The organism is Mycobacterium shottsii (assembly GCF_010728525.1).
In the GTDB taxonomy this organism is placed as follows: Bacteria; Actinomycetota; Actinomycetes; order Mycobacteriales; family Mycobacteriaceae; genus Mycobacterium; species Mycobacterium marinum.
Window position 1 is genome coordinate 5,523,060 of sequence record NZ_AP022572.1, and the last position, 18,476, is coordinate 5,541,535.

At 66.3% G+C, this 18,476-nt stretch carries 24 protein-coding genes, 1 pseudogene and 1 riboswitch; of the genes and pseudogenes, 14 read left to right on the plus strand and 11 right to left on the minus strand.

The window, feature by feature from the left end:
* The first annotated feature begins 28 nt into the window (after positions 1–28).
* The 5 genes from G6N41_RS25510 to sepH all read left to right on the plus strand — a co-directional run bounded on the left by G6N41_RS25510 (position 29) and on the right by sepH (position 3,249).
* Positions 29–310 carry a hypothetical protein gene (locus G6N41_RS25510; RefSeq protein WP_198965176.1) on the plus strand — a complete coding sequence of 94 codons (282 nt, stop codon included), beginning with the start codon at positions 29–31 and terminating at the stop codon, positions 308–310.
* Positions 286–441 (plus strand): hypothetical protein, encoded by a 156-nt coding sequence (locus tag G6N41_RS25515; protein ID WP_198965232.1) that lies wholly within the window; start codon positions 286–288, stop codon positions 439–441. Before G6N41_RS25510 ends, G6N41_RS25515 begins: the two co-directional genes overlap by 25 nt.
* A 10-nt stretch (positions 442–451) precedes the next feature.
* Positions 452–1,000, plus strand: a complete 549-nt coding sequence (locus G6N41_RS25520) for a hypothetical protein (RefSeq protein WP_231608575.1) — start codon at positions 452–454, stop codon at positions 998–1,000.
* Positions 1,001–1,205: 205 nt separating this feature from the next.
* Positions 1,206–2,336 carry a phosphoserine transaminase gene (serC, locus tag G6N41_RS25525; RefSeq protein ID WP_198966022.1) on the plus strand — a complete coding sequence of 377 codons (1,131 nt, stop codon included), beginning with the start codon at positions 1,206–1,208 and terminating at the stop codon, positions 2,334–2,336.
* A gap of 121 nt (positions 2,337–2,457) precedes the next feature.
* Positions 2,458–3,249: a septation protein SepH gene (gene sepH, locus G6N41_RS25530; protein WP_198966023.1), complete on the plus strand. Its 792-nt coding sequence runs from the start codon at positions 2,458–2,460 to the stop codon at positions 3,247–3,249.
* On the opposite strand, the gene G6N41_RS25535 is transcribed toward sepH, so the two are convergent.
* From G6N41_RS25535 to G6N41_RS25545, 3 genes are read right to left on the minus strand one after another with little or no spacing between them, the layout of a single operon-like run.
* Positions 3,246–3,533, minus strand: coding sequence for a DUF2537 domain-containing protein (locus G6N41_RS25535; protein ID WP_198966024.1), 288 nt, complete (start codon positions 3,531–3,533; stop codon positions 3,246–3,248). The two genes, sepH and G6N41_RS25535, sit on opposite strands and share 4 nt — an antisense overlap.
* The gene (locus G6N41_RS25540) at positions 3,530–4,369 is read right to left on the minus strand and encodes a TrmH family RNA methyltransferase (RefSeq protein ID WP_198966025.1); all 840 of its coding nucleotides are present in this window, start codon (positions 4,367–4,369) and stop codon (positions 3,530–3,532) included. The genes G6N41_RS25535 and G6N41_RS25540 overlap by 4 nt, the downstream gene beginning before the upstream one ends.
* On the minus strand, positions 4,366–4,797 hold the full coding sequence (locus G6N41_RS25545) for an Rv0880 family HTH-type transcriptional regulator (RefSeq protein WP_036450529.1): 432 nt from the start codon (positions 4,795–4,797) through the stop codon (positions 4,366–4,368). The genes G6N41_RS25540 and G6N41_RS25545 overlap by 4 nt, the downstream gene beginning before the upstream one ends.
* A 258-nt stretch (positions 4,798–5,055) precedes the next feature.
* Between G6N41_RS25545 and G6N41_RS25550 the strand changes: the two genes are divergently transcribed.
* Both G6N41_RS25550 and G6N41_RS25555 read left to right on the plus strand, forming a co-directional pair.
* Complete coding sequence (locus tag G6N41_RS25550) at positions 5,056–5,343, plus strand: DUF2530 domain-containing protein (RefSeq protein WP_020729592.1); 288 nt, start codon at positions 5,056–5,058, stop codon at positions 5,341–5,343.
* A gap of 20 nt (positions 5,344–5,363) precedes the next feature.
* Positions 5,364–5,819, plus strand: coding sequence for an SRPBCC family protein (locus tag G6N41_RS25555; RefSeq protein ID WP_198966026.1), 456 nt, complete (start codon positions 5,364–5,366; stop codon positions 5,817–5,819).
* Here G6N41_RS25555 and G6N41_RS25560 read toward each other — a convergent pair.
* Positions 5,816–6,619 carry a DUF3027 domain-containing protein gene (locus G6N41_RS25560; RefSeq protein ID WP_012396196.1) on the minus strand — a complete coding sequence of 268 codons (804 nt, stop codon included), beginning with the start codon at positions 6,617–6,619 and terminating at the stop codon, positions 5,816–5,818. The two genes, G6N41_RS25555 and G6N41_RS25560, sit on opposite strands and share 4 nt — an antisense overlap.
* Before the next feature lie 136 nt (positions 6,620–6,755).
* Between G6N41_RS25560 and G6N41_RS25565 the strand changes: the two genes are divergently transcribed.
* The 3 genes and pseudogenes from G6N41_RS25565 to G6N41_RS25575 all read left to right on the plus strand — a co-directional run bounded on the left by G6N41_RS25565 (position 6,756) and on the right by G6N41_RS25575 (position 9,880).
* Positions 6,756–8,432 (plus strand): MFS transporter, encoded by a 1,677-nt coding sequence (locus G6N41_RS25565; protein WP_198966027.1) that lies wholly within the window; start codon positions 6,756–6,758, stop codon positions 8,430–8,432.
* Positions 8,433–8,440: 8 nt separating this feature from the next.
* Positions 8,441–8,917: a DUF2771 domain-containing protein gene (locus G6N41_RS25570; protein ID WP_020729587.1), complete on the plus strand. Its 477-nt coding sequence runs from the start codon at positions 8,441–8,443 to the stop codon at positions 8,915–8,917.
* A gap of 108 nt (positions 8,918–9,025) precedes the next feature.
* Positions 9,026–9,880, plus strand: a pseudogene (locus G6N41_RS25575) (hypothetical protein).
* Here G6N41_RS25575 and G6N41_RS25580 read toward each other — a convergent pair.
* The 3 genes from G6N41_RS25580 to G6N41_RS25590 form a co-directional block, all read right to left on the minus strand.
* The gene (locus G6N41_RS25580; protein WP_198966028.1) at positions 9,877–10,881 is read right to left on the minus strand and encodes a glutathione S-transferase family protein; all 1,005 of its coding nucleotides are present in this window, start codon (positions 10,879–10,881) and stop codon (positions 9,877–9,879) included. The pseudogene G6N41_RS25575 and the gene G6N41_RS25580 sit on opposite strands and share 4 nt — an antisense overlap.
* 12 nt (positions 10,882–10,893) lie before the next feature.
* Positions 10,894–12,846 (minus strand): acyl-CoA dehydrogenase family protein, encoded by a 1,953-nt coding sequence (locus G6N41_RS25585; RefSeq protein WP_198966029.1) that lies wholly within the window; start codon positions 12,844–12,846, stop codon positions 10,894–10,896.
* Positions 12,847–13,031: 185 nt separating this feature from the next.
* A complete protein-coding gene (locus tag G6N41_RS25590; protein ID WP_012396202.1) occupies positions 13,032–13,436 on the minus strand; it encodes a cold-shock protein in 405 nt (134 codons plus the stop codon).
* Positions 13,437–13,599: 163 nt separating this feature from the next.
* Here G6N41_RS25590 and G6N41_RS25595 point away from each other — a divergent pair, with 163 nt between their 5' ends.
* The 4 genes from G6N41_RS25595 (at position 13,600) to G6N41_RS25610 (ending at position 16,731) form a co-directional block, all read left to right on the plus strand.
* Positions 13,600–14,004, plus strand: coding sequence for a YccF domain-containing protein (locus G6N41_RS25595; protein WP_011738640.1), 405 nt, complete (start codon positions 13,600–13,602; stop codon positions 14,002–14,004).
* Positions 14,001–15,083 (plus strand): GTP 3',8-cyclase MoaA, encoded by a 1,083-nt coding sequence (moaA, locus tag G6N41_RS25600; RefSeq protein ID WP_198966030.1) that lies wholly within the window; start codon positions 14,001–14,003, stop codon positions 15,081–15,083. The genes G6N41_RS25595 and moaA overlap by 4 nt, the downstream gene beginning before the upstream one ends.
* A gap of 13 nt (positions 15,084–15,096) precedes the next feature.
* Entirely contained in the window at positions 15,097–15,366 is a 270-nt protein-coding gene (locus tag G6N41_RS25605; RefSeq protein WP_012396204.1) for a MoaD/ThiS family protein, read from the plus strand.
* 212 nt (positions 15,367–15,578) lie between these two features.
* A riboswitch (cyclic di-AMP (ydaO/yuaA leader) is annotated at positions 15,579–15,792 on the plus strand.
* Between the two features lie 9 nt (positions 15,793–15,801).
* On the plus strand, positions 15,802–16,731 hold the full coding sequence (locus G6N41_RS25610) for a transglycosylase family protein (RefSeq protein ID WP_198966031.1): 930 nt from the start codon (positions 15,802–15,804) through the stop codon (positions 16,729–16,731).
* 44 nt (positions 16,732–16,775) lie between these two features.
* On the opposite strand, the gene G6N41_RS25615 is transcribed toward G6N41_RS25610, so the two are convergent.
* From G6N41_RS25615 to G6N41_RS25630, 4 genes are read right to left on the minus strand one after another with little or no spacing between them, the layout of a single operon-like run.
* Positions 16,776–17,201: a molybdenum cofactor biosynthesis protein MoaE gene (locus tag G6N41_RS25615; RefSeq protein ID WP_011738644.1), complete on the minus strand. Its 426-nt coding sequence runs from the start codon at positions 17,199–17,201 to the stop codon at positions 16,776–16,778.
* On the minus strand, positions 17,198–17,683 hold the full coding sequence (locus tag G6N41_RS25620; protein ID WP_012396206.1) for a MogA/MoaB family molybdenum cofactor biosynthesis protein: 486 nt from the start codon (positions 17,681–17,683) through the stop codon (positions 17,198–17,200). Before G6N41_RS25620 ends, G6N41_RS25615 begins: the two co-directional genes overlap by 4 nt.
* A complete protein-coding gene (gene moaC, locus G6N41_RS25625) occupies positions 17,680–18,216 on the minus strand; it encodes a cyclic pyranopterin monophosphate synthase MoaC (RefSeq protein WP_198966032.1) in 537 nt (178 codons plus the stop codon). The genes G6N41_RS25620 and moaC overlap by 4 nt, the downstream gene beginning before the upstream one ends.
* A gap of 8 nt (positions 18,217–18,224) precedes the next feature.
* Complete coding sequence (locus tag G6N41_RS25630; protein WP_172607222.1) at positions 18,225–18,425, minus strand: hypothetical protein; 201 nt, start codon at positions 18,423–18,425, stop codon at positions 18,225–18,227.
* Between the last annotated feature and the right edge of the window lie 51 nt (positions 18,426–18,476).

Sequence of the window (18,476 nt, forward strand, 5' to 3'; positions counted from 1 at the left end):
GCAGTGCGGCCGGTACCTGGCCGCTTCCATGGCACTTCAGTTGGATGCTCTAGAACGCCACGGCGAACTGGTGGACGGCCGTGACCGTTACGGCCCGGCGGTGCGTGCCGAGCTGTTGGCGATGAGCAGCGCCACGATCGACCGCTACCTGCGCGGCGCCAAGGCCCGCGACCAGATCTCGGGTGTGTCGACGACGAAACCCTCCCGCTGCTGCGGTCCTCGATCACCATCTGCAAAGCAGGCGATGAGGCCGAAGAATCTCCGGGGTTCTTCGAAGGCGACACCGTGGCGCACTGCGGCCCGACACTGAAAGGTGAGTTCGCCCGCACGGTCAACCTCACCGACATGCACATCGGCTGGGTGTTCACCCGCACGGTGCGCAACAACGCCCACCCCACATCCTGGGCGCCCTCAAAACCGGAATTACTAAAATCCCTATAAGGTAACGGGTTTGGACTTCGACAACGGCACCGAATTCCTCAATAAGGCGGTCATCAAGTGGGCCGCGGACATGGAGATCTTCTTCACCCGCTCACGACCCTACAAGAAGAACGACCAGGCCACCATCGAGTCCAAAAACAACCACCTCGTGCGTCGCTACGGGTTCTACTACCGCTACGACACCGACGAAGAACGCGCCGTGCTCAACCGGCTGTGGCACCTGGTCAACGACCGGCTCAACTACCTGACCCCCACCATCAAACCCATCAGCTACGGCTGCAGCCGCGACGGTCACCGCCGCCGGCTCTACGACAAGCCCCAGACCCCCCTGGACCGGCTGCTGGCCGCCGGAGTCCTCTCAGCGGCCCAACAAACAGAGCTGCTCACCTACCGCAACAGCCTCAACCCCGCCGCGATCGCCCACCAGATCGCCGACCTGCAAGCCGCCCTGCTCAGACTCGCCAAAGACAAGACCGAACAGCTCTACCCCGCCGCCATACCCGCCGCTCTACCCGCCCTCAAAGCCGGCATCCGCATCAAAAGCAAGACCACCACCTGACCCCGATTTCGCGGGCATTCCTTACCTGATGCATGAACCAGGTTTCGCAGGCATCTTGACTCGATGCATCACGGACCCCGGACGACTCAGTGACCCACACCCCAATGGGCGGCCAACTGTGGGCTCGCTCACATCGGATCGCGCTGCCAGGCATTTTTCGGCCCGCTTGGTGACCACCGCGCCACCTCTCATTACCCTGATTACCATGGCTGACCAGCTCGCGAGTTCCCTCGACATTCCCGCCAACCTCAAGCCAAGCGACGGGCGCTTCGGATGCGGCCCGTCCAAGGTCCGGCCCGCCCAATTGCAGGCCCTGACCAGCACCGCAGCCGAGCTGTTCGGCACCTCCCACCGTCAGGCACCGATCAAGAATCTGGTCGGCCAGGTGCGGTCGGGGCTGACCGACCTCTTTTCGTTGCCCGACGGCTACGAGGTCATTCTGGGCAACGGCGGCGCGACGGCGTTCTGGGACGCCGCGGCCTTCGGCTTGATCGACAAACGGTCGTTGCACCTGACCTACGGCGAGTTCAGCTCGAAGTTCGCCTCGGCCGTCGCCAAGAACCCGTTCATCGGCGACCCGATCATCATCAAGGCCGACCCGGGCAGCGCACCCGAACCGCAGGCCGACCCCTCCGTGGATGTCGTTGCCTGGGCCCACAACGAGACATCGACCGGTGTGGCGGTGCCGGTGCATCGTCCGGCCGGCTCAGGCGAAGCGTTGGTTGTCATCGACGCCACCTCGGGCGCCGGCGGCCTGCCGGTGGACATCACCGAGGTCGACGCCTATTACTTCGCGCCACAGAAGAACTTCGCCACCGACGGCGGCCTCTGGCTGGCCATCATGAGCCCGGCCGCGCTGGCGCGCGTCGAGGCCATCGCCGCGTCCGGCCGGTGGGTCCCCGACTTCTTGTCGCTGCCGATAGCGATCGAGAACAGCCTGAAGAACCAGACCTACAACACTCCGGCGATCGCCACCCTGGTGCTGCTGGCCGAACAGCTCGACTGGCTGCTCGGCAATGGCGGGCTGGACTGGGCCGTCAAGCGCACCGCCGACTCGTCGCAGCGGTTGTACTCGTGGGCGCAGGAACGTCCCTACACCACCCCGTTCGTCAGCGATCCCGCCCTGCGCTCACAGGTGGTGGGCACGATCGACTTCGTTGACGACGTGGACGCCGCCGCCGTAGCCAAGACCCTGCGGGCAAACGGCATCGTCGACACCGAGCCGTACCGCAAGCTGGGCCGCAACCAGCTGCGGGTCGCGATGTTCCCCGCGGTGGAACCCGACGACATCAGCGCACTCACCCAGTGCATCGACTGGGTTGTCGAGCGTCTTTAACCTCGCCGTTATCAACCGGCAACCGTCCAGCGTGTCAGCGCGGCGGCAGCCTTTCGCTGCCGTAAAGTTCGCAACGTAACAGGTCCGGTGCCGACCTGCACGGAGCCTGCGAGGAGAAGCCATGCGGGAACTGCGAGTGGTTGGGCTCGACGCCGACGGCAAATACATTCTCTGCGAGGGTGTCGACTCAACCGAGAAATACAAGCTGCCCGCCGATGACCGGCTGCGGGCCGCGTTCAAGCGCCAACCGATACCGCCCGAGCAACCACAACTCGACATAGAAGTCACCAACATGCTCAGTCCCAAGGAAATTCAGGCTCGCATCCGCGCCGGGGCATCTGTCGAACAGGTCGCCACCGCGTCAGGCTCAGACATCGCGCGCATCCAACGCTTTGCCCACCCGGTGTTGCTGGAACGCTCGCGCGCCGCCGAACTGGCGACGGCCGCGCACCCCATGCTCGCCGACGGCCCCGCGGTTCTGACGCTGCTTGAAACCATCACCGCAGCGCTGGTGACCCGTGGCCTCAACCCCGAACGGCTCGACTGGGACGCCTGGCGCAACGAAGACGGCCGCTGGACGGTACAGCTTGCCTGGAAGGCCGGCCGCTCGGACAACCTTGCGCATTTCCGTTTCGCCCCGGGAGCCCACGGCGGCACGGTCACCGCGATCGACGACGCGGCCAGCGAACTAATCGACCCGGAGTACAAGGCACCGCTACGGCCCCTGGCGCCGGTCTCGCACCTGGCCTTCGACGAACCCGCAAAGCCGGCCAAGCAGGCAAAGCCCGCCAAACCGGCGAAGCAGACCCCGCCCGCTCCGGCCGAACAACCCGCCAGCAGCCGCCGTGGCAAGCCGGCCATCCCGGCCTGGGAGGACGTGCTGCTCGGGGTGCGTTCGAGCGGCCAGCGCTAGCGGCTGCCCAATCCGGCGAGGCCGATCAGCGCCAACCACGCCACGGCCACGCCCACCCCCGCTCCCAGCACAAACCAGCGCAGCACCGGGGTGTTCCGCCAGCCCCAGAGCGACGGTGCCAGCCCGCCGCCCGCCACGATGTTGAGACCGACCGCCAGCAGCGGATGCACGCGAATGAGCCCGATGCTGAGCACCGCATCGCCAACCCCTACCACCGCTGCGACAAAGGCGGCCACCGCCAAACCCGCAGCCCAGGGGACAGATTCACCGCGTTCGTCAGTCACTGGCCGAGCCTAGCCCGCTCATAGAAGGCCAAAGCGGCCGCCGTCGCCACGTTGAGCGAGTCGGTGCCCCGCGACATTGGGATGCGCACCCGCAGGTCGCTGATCCGCAGCGCAGCCGCCGTCAGTCCCGGTCCCTCCGCGCCTACCAGCAAGGCAACCGGTTGATCGCCCACGGCGTCCATCGCCTCGGGCAGCGCACCAGCGTCGCCCTTGGGTGTCAGCGCCAAGAGCCGAAATCCGCGTTCTTTCAGTGCGACAAGCTCCGCGGGCCAATCGGTTGCGCGCGCGTAGGGCACCAGCAACGCGTGCCCCATGGACACGCGCACCGCGCGGCGGTACAGCGGATCCGCGCAGCCGCTGCCGAAAATCACCGCGTCCACGCCCAGGCCGGCCGCGTTGCGAAAGATCGAGCCCAGATTCTCGTGGTCATTGACACCTTCGAGAACAGCGATGGTGCGGGCGCCATCCACGACTTGCCCAACGCTGGGCTCGACCACCCGGCTCGCGGCGGCTAACACGCCACGATTGAGGTGAAACCCGACCACCTGCGCCATGACGTCCGGGGAGACCCGGTAGTAAGGTGCCCCAACGCCGGCCAGATCGTCTTTCAGCTCGAGCAATCTGCGATCGGTCCCAAGCAACGCGCGCGGCGAAAACCGCGACGCCAGCATGCGCTGGACCACCAACACACCCTCGGCGATCACCAACCCTTTGCCCGACGGCAGGTCGGGCCGGCGGTCGATGCTGTTGAGGTCGCGGAAATCATCGAGGCACGGGTCGTCGGGATCGCTGACATCTCGCACATCGACGTCGCGAACATGGCTGTGCGCGGTCACGGGCTTTCGTCGACCAGCGCCATCATGATGTCGGCGGCGTTGCGCAGAATCTCGCGCTTGTCGCCGTCCAGCGTCGCCAAGCGCTCGGCCAGCCATTCCTGGCGGGCCCGCCGCGCCGCTTTGACCAGCTCAGCACCCGCTTCGGACACCGAGACCAGCACCTGGCGGCCGTCAACGGGGTGCGGCGTGCGATCCACCAGACCCATGTCGGCCAGCGAAGCGATCACCCGAGTCATCGACGGTGGGCGGACCCGCTCGCGGATCGCCAACGCGCCGGGTGTCATCGCGCCCTCATTGGCCAACGTGGTCAATGCCGACAACTGAGACAACGACACCGGCGACGAGGGGTTCCGAAATCGAAGTTGGCGGGCCAACCGCATAACTGCCAACGACAAGTCGCTAGCCAGCCGCCCATCGCTGTCAGGCACAGCGCGAGGTTACATCGGAACGCAATGGCGCGGGTTCAGAACGGCAAACCCATGCCCGCCGTGTCCGACGGCCAGGATTCGGCACGACCGCCCGCGCCCGCATTGGCACACCGCTTACCGAAGCCTGGCCGCGCCCGGGGCGGCCTGGGCCGATGGGTCGCTCGCGGACACGAGAACGACCCCGCCGTCGGCGCGACGGCAAACCCACCTGCATCCGCACGGCCGCCCGGATGACGACTTGGCTATCTTGGAGACACGATGAGTATCGAGCCCGACCAAAGCCCCGAACCGCCTCCGCTACCGGCGGTCCTGCTCGAGGTGTGGCCGGTCATCTTGGTCGGAGCGCTCGCCTGGTTGGGCGCGGCCATGGCGGCGTTCCTGGTCCCCAGCCTGCAGGGCTGGCGTCCAGTGACGGTGGCCGGACTGGGGGTGGGATTGTTCGGTACCTGCCTTTTCGTCTGGCAGCTTGCCGCTGCCCGCCGCGGTGCGCGCGGCGCTCAGGCCGGACTCGAGACCTACCTCGACCAGCAGCAAATCGATCGGTAATTGCCTACCCGGGAGGACCCATGGCATCTCCGCTGTTGCAAACGCACATTGATATCGACGCGCCACCCTCGAAGGTCTGGGCGTTGATATCCGATCTGCGACGAATGCCCGAGTGGAGCCCGCAGTGCCGCTGGATGCACCAATTCGGCCCGTTGCGCCAGGGCACCCGCACCCTGAACTTCAACCGCCGCAACCGCCTGTTCTGGCCCACCAGCTCCCGAATCGTGGAGGTCATCCCCGAGCAGAAGCTGGCATTCCGGGTCGATACCAACCGCACGATCTGGAGCTATGAGCTGGAGCCGCACGGCGCGGGAACCCGGCTGACCGAGAGCCGTCACGCCGAAAACGGCGTCAGCGCATTCTCGAGCATGTCGGTGAATGCCCTGCTCGGCGACAACACGAACTTTGAACGTGAGCTGGTCGAAGGCATGAACACCTCGCTGGCCAGGATCAAGGCTGCCGCCGAAGCAGGCTAGTCCGACGACTCGGCCGGCTTCTCCACCACATCGAGCACTCCGTCGTCATACGGCTCGTACATCGGTGAGCCGGTGCCCGCCGGAGCGGGGGTATCCGAGTGCGCGCCGCAACCGTACTGCTTGTCGACAACGCGTCCGTCGGCCGCCAGTTCGTTACCGCATACCCCGAACATCGCACCCAGCGATCCGGCCAGCGGTAGGAAGAACCCACAGTCTCGACACACTCGCTTGGTCGATCGCGCCATCGGCGAATCGGGGCCGCAGTCTCCGTCATGCCATCGTTGGGCCGCCTCGGCACGGCCCCAACCGCTCATCACCCAGCGCCGGCCGAGCCCGACCTCTGCCGCGGTCTCATCGACCTGAGCGTCACCGCTGGCGGCGTAACCCGGCACCAGCCGTGGATCGTCCTTCGCCGGCGCCAGCAGGTCTCCCGGGCTTAGATCCCCCGGCCGTACCCGCTGCTCCCACGGCACCCAGGCCGGCGCCAGCAGCGCGGTTGGGCCCGGGACCAGCACCACCTCACTGACGGTGACCCGATCGGCACCGACGTAGCTGGCCACCACTGCGGCCCACTGCCAGCCCTGGTAGCCGGGCAGATGCGCCAGGAATCGGTGGGTGGCGGCATTGGGATCTTCGTAGCTGACGCCCAGGTAATCTCCGACAGCCTCGGGGCCGCTGAACTCCTCGACAGCCTCCCTGGCAAGCGCAACCGCACCCGTGAGCGTCGGCGCCAGCTCTTCGGGCCACTCGGCCACGGCCGTCGCGGAGGATTCCGTCGAGTCCTCAAAGGGTCCGGTCACATTCCCTTTCCTTTCTGCAAGCGACTCCATACTGCCGGAAGACACGGGGGCGAGCCACACCCGGTTGCCTACACGGGGCGGCGAGATAGGACAGAATTGATTTGTGTGTGGATGGCGGCGTGATCACCAAGGCCGAATGGCCGCGTCCCCGGGCCGCCGGACCCGAAACGGATCGGTCAGTGAGCACCCGGGGATGGCGAACTACCCCACCGACGGCCCCGGCAACCGTCGCACGCGCCGTCCACCGCCCATGCCAAGCGCCAACCGCTACCTCCCGCCGCTGGACCGGGAGCCGGAATCCGAAGACGACGCGGAGGGGAACGAGGCGCCCCCACCACCCCCGCGCGGTCTAAGCAGCGGTGAACGGATCACCGTCACCCGCGCCGCGGCAATGCGCAGCCGGGAGATGGGTTCGCGGATGTACTGGATGGTCCAGCGCGCCGCGACCGCCGACGGCGCCGACAAGTCGGGGTTGACCGCGCTGACGTGGCCGACGATGGCTAACTTCGCGGTCGACTCCTCGATGGCTGTGGCACTGGCCAACACCTTGTTCTTCGCGGCGGCCAGCGGCGAGAGCAAATCCAAGGTGGCCCTCTACCTGCTGATCACGATTGCTCCGTTCGCCGTGGTCGCCCCGTTGATCGGTCCCGCGCTGGACAAACTGCAGCACGGCCGGCGCGTCGCGTTGGCGCTCTCGTTCGGACTTCGCACGGTGTTGGCCTTGGTGCTGATCATGAACTACGACGGGGCCAGCGGAAGCTTCCCGTCCTGGGTGCTCTATCCCTGCGCACTGGCCATGATGGTGTTGTCGAAGTCCTTCAGCGTGCTGCGCAGTGCCATGACGCCCCGGGTGATGCCGCCGTCCATCGACTTGGTGCGAGTCAACTCCCGCCTGACGGTATTCGGCCTGCTCGGCGGGACCATGGTCGGCGGTGCCGTCGCGGCGGGGGTCGAGTTCGCCTGCACCCGCCTGTTCGAGTCGCCGGGAGCGCTGTTCGTCGTTGTCGCGGTCACCGTGGCCGGTGCGCTGCTGTCCATGCGCATTCCGCGCTGGGTCGAGGTGACCGCGGGCGAGGTGCCCGCGACACTGAGCTACCACCGCGACCGTGGCAGGCAACGCCGAAGCTGGCCCGAAGAAGTCAAGAATCTCAGCGGAGCATTGCGACAACCCTTGGGCCGCAACATCATTACCTCGCTGTGGGGTAACTGCACCATCAAGGTGATGGTCGGCTTCCTGTTCTTGTACCCGGCGTTTGTCGCCAAGTCCCACGATGCCAACGGGTGGGTTCAGCTGGGGATGCTGGGCTTGATCGGCGCGGCGGCCGCAATCGGCAATTTCGCCGGAAACTTCGCCAGCGCTCGCCTACAGCTGGGTAGGCCGGCGGTGCTGGTTGTGCGCTGCACCGTGGTGGTCACCGCTTTCGCGCTGGCGGCCGCGGTGGCCGGCAACCTCGTGACTGCCGCCATCGCCACCTTGGTCACGTCGGGCTCGAGTGCGATCGCCAAGGCCTCACTGGATGCGTCGTTGCAACACGACCTCCCGGAGGAATCGCGGGCATCGGGCTTTGGCCGCTCGGAGTCGACCCTGCAGCTGGCATGGGTCCTGGGCGGGGCGGTCGGCGTGCTGATCTACACCGACCTGTGGATCGGCTTCACCACGGTCAGCGCGCTGCTGATCCTGGGTCTGGCACAAACAATTGTCAGCTTTCGGGGCGACTCGCTGATACCCGGCCTCGGGGGCAACCGTCCCGTCATGGCCGAGCAGGAGACCACGCGCCGGGGGACCGCAACGGCGGGAGTGGGACCGCAGTGAAACGCTGGATGACTGCGCTGATCGCAGTCGTGGTGCTGGGGTTGTCGGCGAGCGCGGGCGTCGGCGCCTGGCTACTGGCACGCAATTCCGGTCCACAACGGCCCGAGATCAGCCTGTACTCGCACGGGCACCTGACCCGGGTAGGTCCATACATGTACTGCGACGTGCTCAGGCTCGACGAGTGCCAGACGCCGCAGACTCAGGGCGAACTGCCGGTGACCGAACGCTATCCGGTCCAGCTGTCGGTCCCGCAGGCCATTTCCCGGGCACCGTGGCGGCTGCTGCAGCTCTACGACGACCCGACCAATACCACCGCCGTCATCTTCCGGCCGAACAGTCGGTTGGCTGTCACCATCCCCACCGTCGACCCGCAACGCGGACGGCTCACCGGGGTGGTCGTGCAGTTGCTGACGTTGGTGGTCGATCCCTCCGGTGAACTGCGGGAGGCACCGCACGCGGAATGGTCGGTGCGCGTGGTCTTCTAGCCACCTCATCGGCTCACCGGGCGTCGCGCCGTCGGCAGATCTTCGCGGGATCCCTCAACAACTCGACATTCGCTCGGACGTGTCGGTACGGCCAGGCACCGTGTCGCCATGGAGATTTTGGACTGGCCGTTCCGGGGCACTGAAGCACTAGCCGCCGGAGCCGTCACACCACACCGGTTGCGGACCCACTTCGAGATGGTTCACCGCAACGTGTACATCCCCCGCGGGAAGAAGCTGACGGCGGTGGCGCGGGCCATCGCCGCGTGGTTGTGGTCGGGGCGGTCCGCAACGGCGGTGGGCCTGTCCGCCGCGGCGTTGCACCGCACGGGATGGATCGACGATTGGCTACCGGCCGAACTCAACCGACGGGGCCGGGACAAGGCGCGCGGCATCATTTCCCACTGCGCCTGCCTCGATGAGGACGAGGTATGCGTGCGCGACGGCATCGCCCTGACCACTCCGGCGCGCACGGCATCCGACCTCGGAAGGCGAAAAGTACTGACCACAGCGGTGATTCGGCTCGATGCACTGACGCGTGCCACCGAGCCGAAGGTGGCCGACGTCGAGATGCTCGCCGAGCGACATCGCGGTGCTCGTGGGTTGATCCAGCTACGTCAGGCACTACCACTGGTCGACGCCGGCGCCGATTCGCCCTATTAGACGCGAATTCGCTTGCTAGTCATTCGATCTGGCCTGCCAGCGCCCCAAACCGAGATCAAGGTACTCGACGATTGGGGCGCGGTGGCGGCCCGGATCGGCATGGGCTGGCCGGAATGCAAAGTCGGCGTCGAATTTGACAGCGCAGGTCAGTGGAATAACGCGGCGAGCAGCGACGCTGTCGATCGATCGGCCGAACTCGAAGCGCGCGGGTGGACGATTGTTCGAGTCAACGCGCAGACACTGAAAAACCGGCCTGACATCGTCGTGGCGCAGGTTCGACACGCGCTCGTGCGCAGAACCTAGGCTCCGTGACCGGCCGGGACGCGCTCCCCTGCGACCGGCGGCCCGGGCGGCATGCCATCACCGAAGGGCCTGCCGCCCAGAGCTTCCCGTCCGTGCGGCGCCAACCAGCCAGCCAGATCGGGGCCTTTGGGAACAATCCCGGTGGGGTTGATGTCAGCGTGCACGATGTAGTAGTGTTGCTTGATTTGGACAAAGTCCACGGTATCGCCGAATCCCGGGGTCTGGAACAGATTACGAGCGTACGCCCACAACGCGGGCATCTCGCTAAGCTTGTACCAATTGCACTTGAAATGACCGTGGTACACCGCATCGAAACGGGCCAGCGTGGTGAACAGCCGCACGTCGGCCTCGGTGATGGTGTCCCCCACCAGATAGAGTCGACTCGCCAGACGATCGCTCAACCAGTCCAATGCGCCGAACAGCCGATCGAAAGCGGCCTCGTACGCCTGCTGTGAGTCGGCAAAGCCACAGCGGTACACACCGTTGTTCACTTCGGTGTAGATCCGCTGACTCACCTCGTCGATCTCGAGTCGCAACCGTGACGGGTGCAGCTGCGGGGCGCCGTCGCGATAGTAGGCGGCCCACTGCGTGGACAAGTCCAAGGTCATCTGCGCGAAGTCGTTGGTGACCACCGCGCCGGTCGGTACATCGACGATCGCCGGAACGGTGATGCCCTTGGGGTACTCCGGGAAGCGCTTGAAGTAGGCGTCCTGTAGTCGCGGGATCTGCAACACCGGGTCCAGACCTTCGGGATCAAGGTCGAAGGTCCAGCTGCGCGCGTCATGGGTGGGTCCGCAAAAGCCTATGGAAAGAACGGGTTCCAAACCCAGCAGACGGCGCACGATGATGGCGCGGTTGGCCCACGGACAAGCCCGGGCAACGATGAGGCGATAGCGACCGGGCTGCACCGCATAGCCGTCGCGCCCGTCGGCGGTGATGCGAGTGGTGATGTAGTTGGTGTCGCGGCTGAATTCACCGGCGCCGGCAACATATGAGCCCATGGGTGGACAGCCTTACAGCTTCGCCTCGGCTGACGTCGAGTCAGGCAGGAAGCGCCGAGCCACATTCGGCTGCGTGGACGGCCCGGGCTCCCAATGCGCAATCCAGGGTCCGGTGCCCTCGGAAGGATCGATGATTCCGTCCTCCAGCCAGGCATACCGACCCTCCAACACGTCGTTGGTCAGGCGGACATCGCCGACATCGGTGTTGGTCCACAACCCGTGGAACAGCGCTTCCACCCGCAGAGTCGCCTGTCCGCAGAATGCCTCCGCCAGCTCGTAGGCCTGCCGTCCGACGATCGGATCAGCGACCCGTTGGGCTTCGGCCCGCACGCATACCGCGGACATGGCGAACAATTCCGCACCGATGTCGACGATGCGACCGAGAAAGCCCTGCTTTTGTTCCAGCTTGGCCTGCCAGCAGGCCATCCCGTAGAAGGTGTTTCGGGCCAGCTTGCGAGTCGAGCGTTCGATGAATCGCAGATAAGCGGCCAGCGGGCCGAACTCGTGATACGCCTTGGGCCGCTGTCCCTCACCAAATACCAGCTGCGGCAACCATTTTGCATAGAACCCGCTGGCGCCAACCGCGGCTGCCGCCTTCTTCCGAAGATCGGTGTTGGGTTTGGCCAGATCCCCAGCGGCGGTCAGGTGCGCGTCTACCGCTTCGTCGGCAATGAGCAACCGCATGATCTCGCTGGATCCCTCGAAGATCCGGTTGATCCGAACATCACGCAACGACTGCTCCACCGGTGCCGCACGCTCACCCCGCGCTGCCAGTGACTCGGCGGTCTCATAGCCACGCCCGCCCCGGATCTGCAACAGCTCATCGGCGACCTGGCACGCCATCTCACTGGACCACAGCTTGGCCAGCGCCGCCTCGATGCGGATATCGTTGCGGCCCTCATCAGCCATCTGACCCGATATCTCCACCACCGCTTCAAGCGCGTACGTGGTGGCGGCGATGAACGAGATCTTGCCGGCGACCGCCTCGTGCTTGCCCAGCGGCTTGCCCCATTGCACTCGCTCGCCGGACCACTCACGCGCAATTTTCAGCGACCATTTGGCCGCCCCCGTCACCATCGCGGGTATCGCCAGCCGCCCGGCGTTGAGGGTGGTCAGAGCGATCCGCAGACCGTCCCCCTCCCGACCGATCAGATTCTCCTTGGGCACCCGCACGCGGTGCAGCCTGGTTACGCCGTTCTCGATGCCGCGCAGTCCCATGAACTTGTTGCGCCGTTCGACGGTGATTCCGGGTGAATCGGCCTCGACCACGAATGCGCTGATTCCACCCCGGTGCCCCTCACTCTTGGGCACCCGGGCCATCACCACCAGCAATTCGGCAACCACACCGTTGGTGGTCCACAGTTTGACCCCCTCGAGTTCGTAGGCCTGACCGTCGTCGATCGGTGTGGCCGTCGAGGCCAGCCGGGCCGGATCGGATCCAACGTCGGGCTCGGTGAGCAGGAAGGCCGAGATGGCACCGGCGGCGCACCGCGGCAAGAATTTCTTCTTCTGCTCGGGGCTTCCGGCGAGTTTCAGTGGCTCAGGCACACCGATCGATTGGTGCGCCGACAGCAGCGCGCCGAGGCTGGTGTGGACCGTCGATGCCAGCATCAGCGCGCGGTTGTAGGCAACCTGCGACATGCTCAATCCGCCATACTCGGACGGAATTTTCATGCCGAAGCAACCCAGTTCGGCCAGGCCCTTGACGTATTCATCGGGAATCTGAGCGTCTCGCTCGATGACGCTGCCGTCGATGGTGCCGAGAAACTCCTGCAGCCGGCACAGAAACGTCGCGGTGCGCGCCTCCTCGGCGTCCGACGGCCGGGGGAAGGGATTTATCAGCTCCAGGGGAAAGCGCCCAAGGAATAGCTCCTTCGCGAAAGATGGCTTATTCCAGCCACTTTCACGGGATTCCTCGGCAAGAGCTCGCGCTTGCTCCTCGGTGACCTGCGCCTGCTGTGCCATCGTTGCCTCCGCGCTACGACTTCACCGCGATAGGAAAACCTGGTGCCGTACACAGGCAATACTACGGCGCACAACGGCAAGTGGAAGTGCCCGACGATGACGAACGCGGCCAGCGGGCCAGCCACTTTGAAAAAGCCCTGACGTCAACCCGATTCGATGCCCGAGCGGACGTATTGCGCCAACGGTTAAGCGTCGAGCTCCCGCGCCACGGCCTTGACCACCTCGGAGACCCGCCGGGCGGTCTTGCGGTCCGGGTAGCGCCCCTTGCGCAGCTCTGGCTGCACGGTGCTCTCCAGCAGCGTGATCATGTCCTCGACCATGCCGTGTAGCTCGTCGGGGCTGTGCTTGTGCTCAACGGCCTCGCGGCGGGTGCGGGTGAGGCTCGGTGGCGGGTCGAGCAATTTAAGGCTCAACGCCTGCGGTCCGCGCCGCCCGGACGCGATACCGAATTCCACCCGCTGCCCCGCTTTAAGCCCCTCGACGCCTGCCGGCAACGCAGAGGAACGAACGTAGACGTCCTCGCCCTCCTCCTGCGACAGGAAGCCGAACCCCTTGTCGGAGTCGTACCACTTCACCTTGCCGGTCGGCACTGCTCTCACCTGCTTGTCTGACGGATCACTGGGTTTACAACAAAAAGATTCGTCCCGCATGTGCAGGACGCGAGGACGATCACAGATCCTACTCGGATGCTGGCCCGCCAAGCATCCCTGTTTATCCGGCACTCGGTAGGCTGGCACCACTGCTGGAGGAGATATGCGCCTAATACTGAACGTTATCTGGCTGGTGTTCGGCGGCCTTTGGCTGGCCCTGGGTTACCTGGTCGCGGCGCTGATCTGCTTTCTGCTCATCGTGACCATCCCGTTCGGCTTCGCGGCGTTGCGGATCGCGTCCTACGCATTGTGGCCGTTCGGCAGAACGATCGTCGAAAAGCCCAGCGCTGGAACCGGCGCCCTGATCGGCAACGTCATCTGGATCCTGCTGTTCGGGCTTTGGCTGGCCATCGGGCACCTGGTCAGCGCGGTGGCGATGGCGATAACGATCATCGGGATCCCTTTGGCGCTGGCCAACCTCAAGCTGATCCCGGTGTCACTGGTTCCGCTGGGCAAGGAGATTGTTTCCGCCGACTGGCCGACCCGATACGAGCGGGTGGCCCGATGACGGTGACCGCGCTGGGCGTCCCGACGGTGCGTGGCCGGTCGGAAGGCTCGGCGATCGCATCCGACGCACCGGGCGATGGTCCGCTGCTGGATCGCTTTGGCCGGTCCGCCACCGACTTGCGGGTGTCACTAACCGACCGCTGCAATCTGCGCTGCGGTTACTGCATGCCCGCGGAAGGCCTGAACTGGCTGCCCGGCGAGCAGCTGCTTGGACCGGCGGAGCTGGCCAGGCTGCTCCGCATCGCGGTTACCCGGCTCGGGATCACCAGCGTGCGGTTCACCGGCGGCGAGCCGCTGTTGGCCCGGCATCTCGAAGAGGTGGTCGCGGCGGCGGCCCAACTGCGGCCCCGCCCGGAAATCTCGTTGACGACCAATGGTGTGGGTCTGGCGAAGCGTGCAGCGGCATTGGCGGAGGCGGGTTTGGACCGGGTCAACGTGTCGCTGGACACCGTGGACCGCGCCCACTTCGCGGCCGTCACCCGCCGGGACCGGTTGACCGATGTGCTGGACGGCCTGGGCGGCGCCAGGGCTGCCGGTTTGACTCCGGTCAAGGTCAACGCCGTGCTGGACCCCGAGACGGGCCGCCAAGACGTCGTCGAGTTGCTGAGATTCTGTTTGGAGCAGGGCTACCAGCTGCGGGTCATCGAGCAGATGCCACTCGACGCCGGACACCAGTGGCGGCGCAACGCGCTGCTGGGCTCCGACGATGTGTTGGCGGCGCTGCAACCCCATTTCCGGCTTCGGCCTGATCCAGCGCCACGCGGCTCGGCTCCTGCCGAGCTCTGGCTGGTCGACGCCGGTCCTGACACGCCCGCCGGTAAGTTCGGGGTCATCGCCTCGGTTTCGCACGCGTTCTGCTCGACGTGTGACCGCACCCGGCTGACCGCCGACGGTCAGGTCCGCAGCTGCCTGTTCTCCACCGAGGAAACCGACCTTCGCGGGTTGCTGCGCGCCGGTGCCGGCGACGAGGCGCTCGAAACGGCGTGGCGAAGCGCGATGTGGGCCAAACCGGCCGGCCACGGGATCAACAACCCGGATTTCGTCCAGCCCCAGCGCCCCATGAGCGCGATCGGTGGCTAGCCCGAAGGCGCCCGTGCCCGATCAGCCCGCCGGGATCGAGGTCACCGTTCGTTACTTCGCGGCCGCACGGGCGGCGGCGGGGATCGAGTGCGAAACGGTCGGGTTGCGGCCTGACGCCACCGTTGCCGAGTTGGTCGACACGCTGGCCGGCCGGAGCACGCGGCTGGCGACGGTGTTGGGCCGATGCTCTTACCTCAGGGACGGAATTGCTGTCCGAAATGACGCCACCGCGTTATCCACCGGCGACACGGTTGACGTACTCCCGCCATTCGCCGGCGGCTAAGCCCTGTGAATTGCCTCACGTAACGGAACGATAACGACCGGGACACGAGGTGATGTCGGGACGCTATGAGCTGCGGAAACAGTGGTCTTTCCTGGCCTTTTAGCCCACGGTTGCGCGGAAAACACCTCATTACTTCGTGCGTGACGAGAACGTCTGAAACCGCTACCGTCTCTCAGGGCTGGTCAACCGAACCCAACTGACTTGCCTGCCCTCCCTACAACGCGCCGAGCTCCATCCGGTAGGCGGGGGATTCCGACCCACGGATGGAGGCGGGGGACCCACCAGGTCCACCTAGATCGGACCGTGCCCTTCACGGCCCTTGGGGTGAAGCCGACGTCGTCCCACAGATGTAGTATGACGCTGGCCGGGTAACCTCTCCAACCCGAACCCGACAGCTGACCTCGCAGGCGTGTACCGAGAGGAATTACTGAACGTATGAGTGGACGTCACCGTAAGCCCACTAACTCGAACGTCAGCGTCGCCAAGATCGCCTTCACCGGCGCGGTGCTCGGCGGCGGTGGTATCGCCCTTGCCGGCCACGCGGCCGCGGCCACCGACGGCGAATGGGACCAGGTGGCCCGTTGCGAGTCTGGCGGCAACTGGGCGATCAACACCGGCAACGGCTACTACGGCGGCGTCCAATTCGCGCCGAGCACCTGGGCCTCCCACGGTGGCGGCGAATATGCGCCATCCGCGCAGCTGGCCAGTCGCGAAGAGCAGATCGCGGTCGCCGAGCGCGTCCTGGCCACTCAGGGCCGCGGAGCCTGGCCGGTATGCGGACACCGCCTGTCGGCCGCCACTCCCCGCGACGTCCCCGCTCCGGCCGCGCTGGATGCGCCGCTCGACGCCCCCGGAATCAACGGCGAGCCGGCACCGCTGGCCCCGCCCCCCGGAGATGACGTCCCGCCCCCGGCTGACCCGGCACCCCCGGTAGAGCTGGCGGCCAACGACGTGCCCGCGCCGGCCGACCTGCCGCCCGCCCCGGAAGACTTACCGCCGGCCCCCGAAGACCTAGCACCCCCGGCCCCGGCCGACCTGCCCCCCGCCCCGGAAGACCTGCCGCCCGCGCCGCAGGACCTCCCGCCCGCGCCTGAGGATGTGGCCGCGCCCGCGCCGGCCGACCTGCCGCCCGCCCCGGAGGACCTGCCGCCGGCCCCCGAAGACCTGGCACCGCCGGCCCCGGCCGACCTGCCGCCGGCTCCCGAAGACCTGCCGCCGTCGGCCGACGCCGACAACCCGCCGGTGGACGTCCACGAGGCTTCGACCGTCGCCTACACCAAGAAGTTGTGGCAGGCGATCGTGGGACAGAACATCAGCGGCAACGACGCGCTCGACGCGCTCGCGCAGCCGGCCGTCTTCGCCTGAGACAGGGTCACCCCTAACCCGACCGGCGCGGAAAGCCGAGCGGGTTAGGCCGAACCCACCCATTCTTCGGAACCATCACCGAAGAACTGGTGCTTCCACACCGGGAGCCGCGCCTTGATCGTGTCGACCAACTTCGCGCACGTGGTGAACGCGGCCTCGCGATGATCGGCAGCCACGGCGGCCACCAAGGCTGCATCGCCCACGTGCAGGACCCCGATTCGGTGGCTGGCCGCGACCGCGCGCACACCGGCGGCGTGTTGGGCAACATCGGCCACCACCTCGGCTAGCACCTGGCCGGCCGACGGGTGCGCGGAGTACTCCAGCCGCAACACTTCCCGGCCGCCATCGTGGTTGCGCACCACCCCGACGAAACCGACGACAGCTCCCGCCGAGGGCCGGCCCACCAGTTCCTCGTGTTCGGCCAGAGAGATCGGCTGGTCGGTCAGCAGGGCCCGCACCACCTGCGTCATCGCCGGTGGTCTTGGCCAGCGATTTGATCGAGCGCGTGGTGCACGACGTCGGCGAGCACATCCAACCCGTCCCGAACGCCGCCAGGTGAACCAGGCAAGTTGACGATCAAGGTTTGGCCGGCTACACCACACACGCCTCGGGACAACACCGATGTCGGAACCTTCGGCAAGCCGGCGCGGCGGATGGCGTCGGCCAATCCCGGGATCACAAAGTCCAGCACCGCCACGGTCTGTTCCGGGGTCGAGTCGGTAGGCGAAATCCCAGTGCCGCCCGAGGTGATGATCAGGTCCACCTGGGCCTCGACCGCGTCCTGCAGCGCCTCGCCGACCGGGTTACCGTCGGCGACCACCTTGGATTCCACCGGCGAAAAGCCGCGTTGCTCAAGCCATTCAGCGATAATCGGCCCGCATTCATCGGTGTACACACCGGATGCCGCACGCGTTGAAGCGATGATGATTTGGGCCGAGCGAGCCGTGCTCACCTCGACCAGCTTCCGCTGCGCCCGCCCTGTTTGCTGAGCACTCGGACATCGTCGATACGAGCGGCTGAGTCGACCGCTTTGATCATGTCGTAGAGCGTAAGGGCCGCGACGCTGACAGCGGTCAGTGCCTCCATCTCGACACCGGTTCGGTCGGTGCTGCGCACCGTCGCGGTGATCTCGACATCAGCCTCAGCCATGATGAAATCAACGTCGACACCGGTCAGGGCGAGCTGATGACACAGCGGGATCAAGTCACTGGTGCGTTTGGCCGCCAGAATTCCCGCCACCCGCGCGGTGGCCAGCGCATCCCCCTTGGGCAGGCCGCCGCTCGAGATCAACGCCACCACCTCCGTCGAGGTGCGCAGAAAGCCCGCAGCAACAGCCGTGCGTCTGGTGGCCCCCTTCTCGGTGACGTCGACCATGTGCGCGGCTCCCCGCTCATCCAGATGCGATAGCCCACCTGAGGGATAAGAGCCTGCCCCGGGTGTCGCCGATGCCTCGGGGGCCTTGGATGCGTTGGGGGGCTCGGCCATCCCAACGACTACCTGTTGACGACTGTCACCGGGTGCAGGTAGGGCAGATCGTCTGCGGCCAGCGGAAACACCACCTCACCGAACGGAGACAACGCCCCTGTTCGGTCGGTCACCAGCTCGCTCACGGCGTGGTCATCCGGATCCGTGGTCGGCCAGCCGTTGTCCACGTACTTGCTCTTACCCGCCTTGCCTTCAGCAATGTCAGCCACGGCGTCCATTCTGACAGGTTTACCTGCCGTCCGCGGCGCAAGGTCACCGGT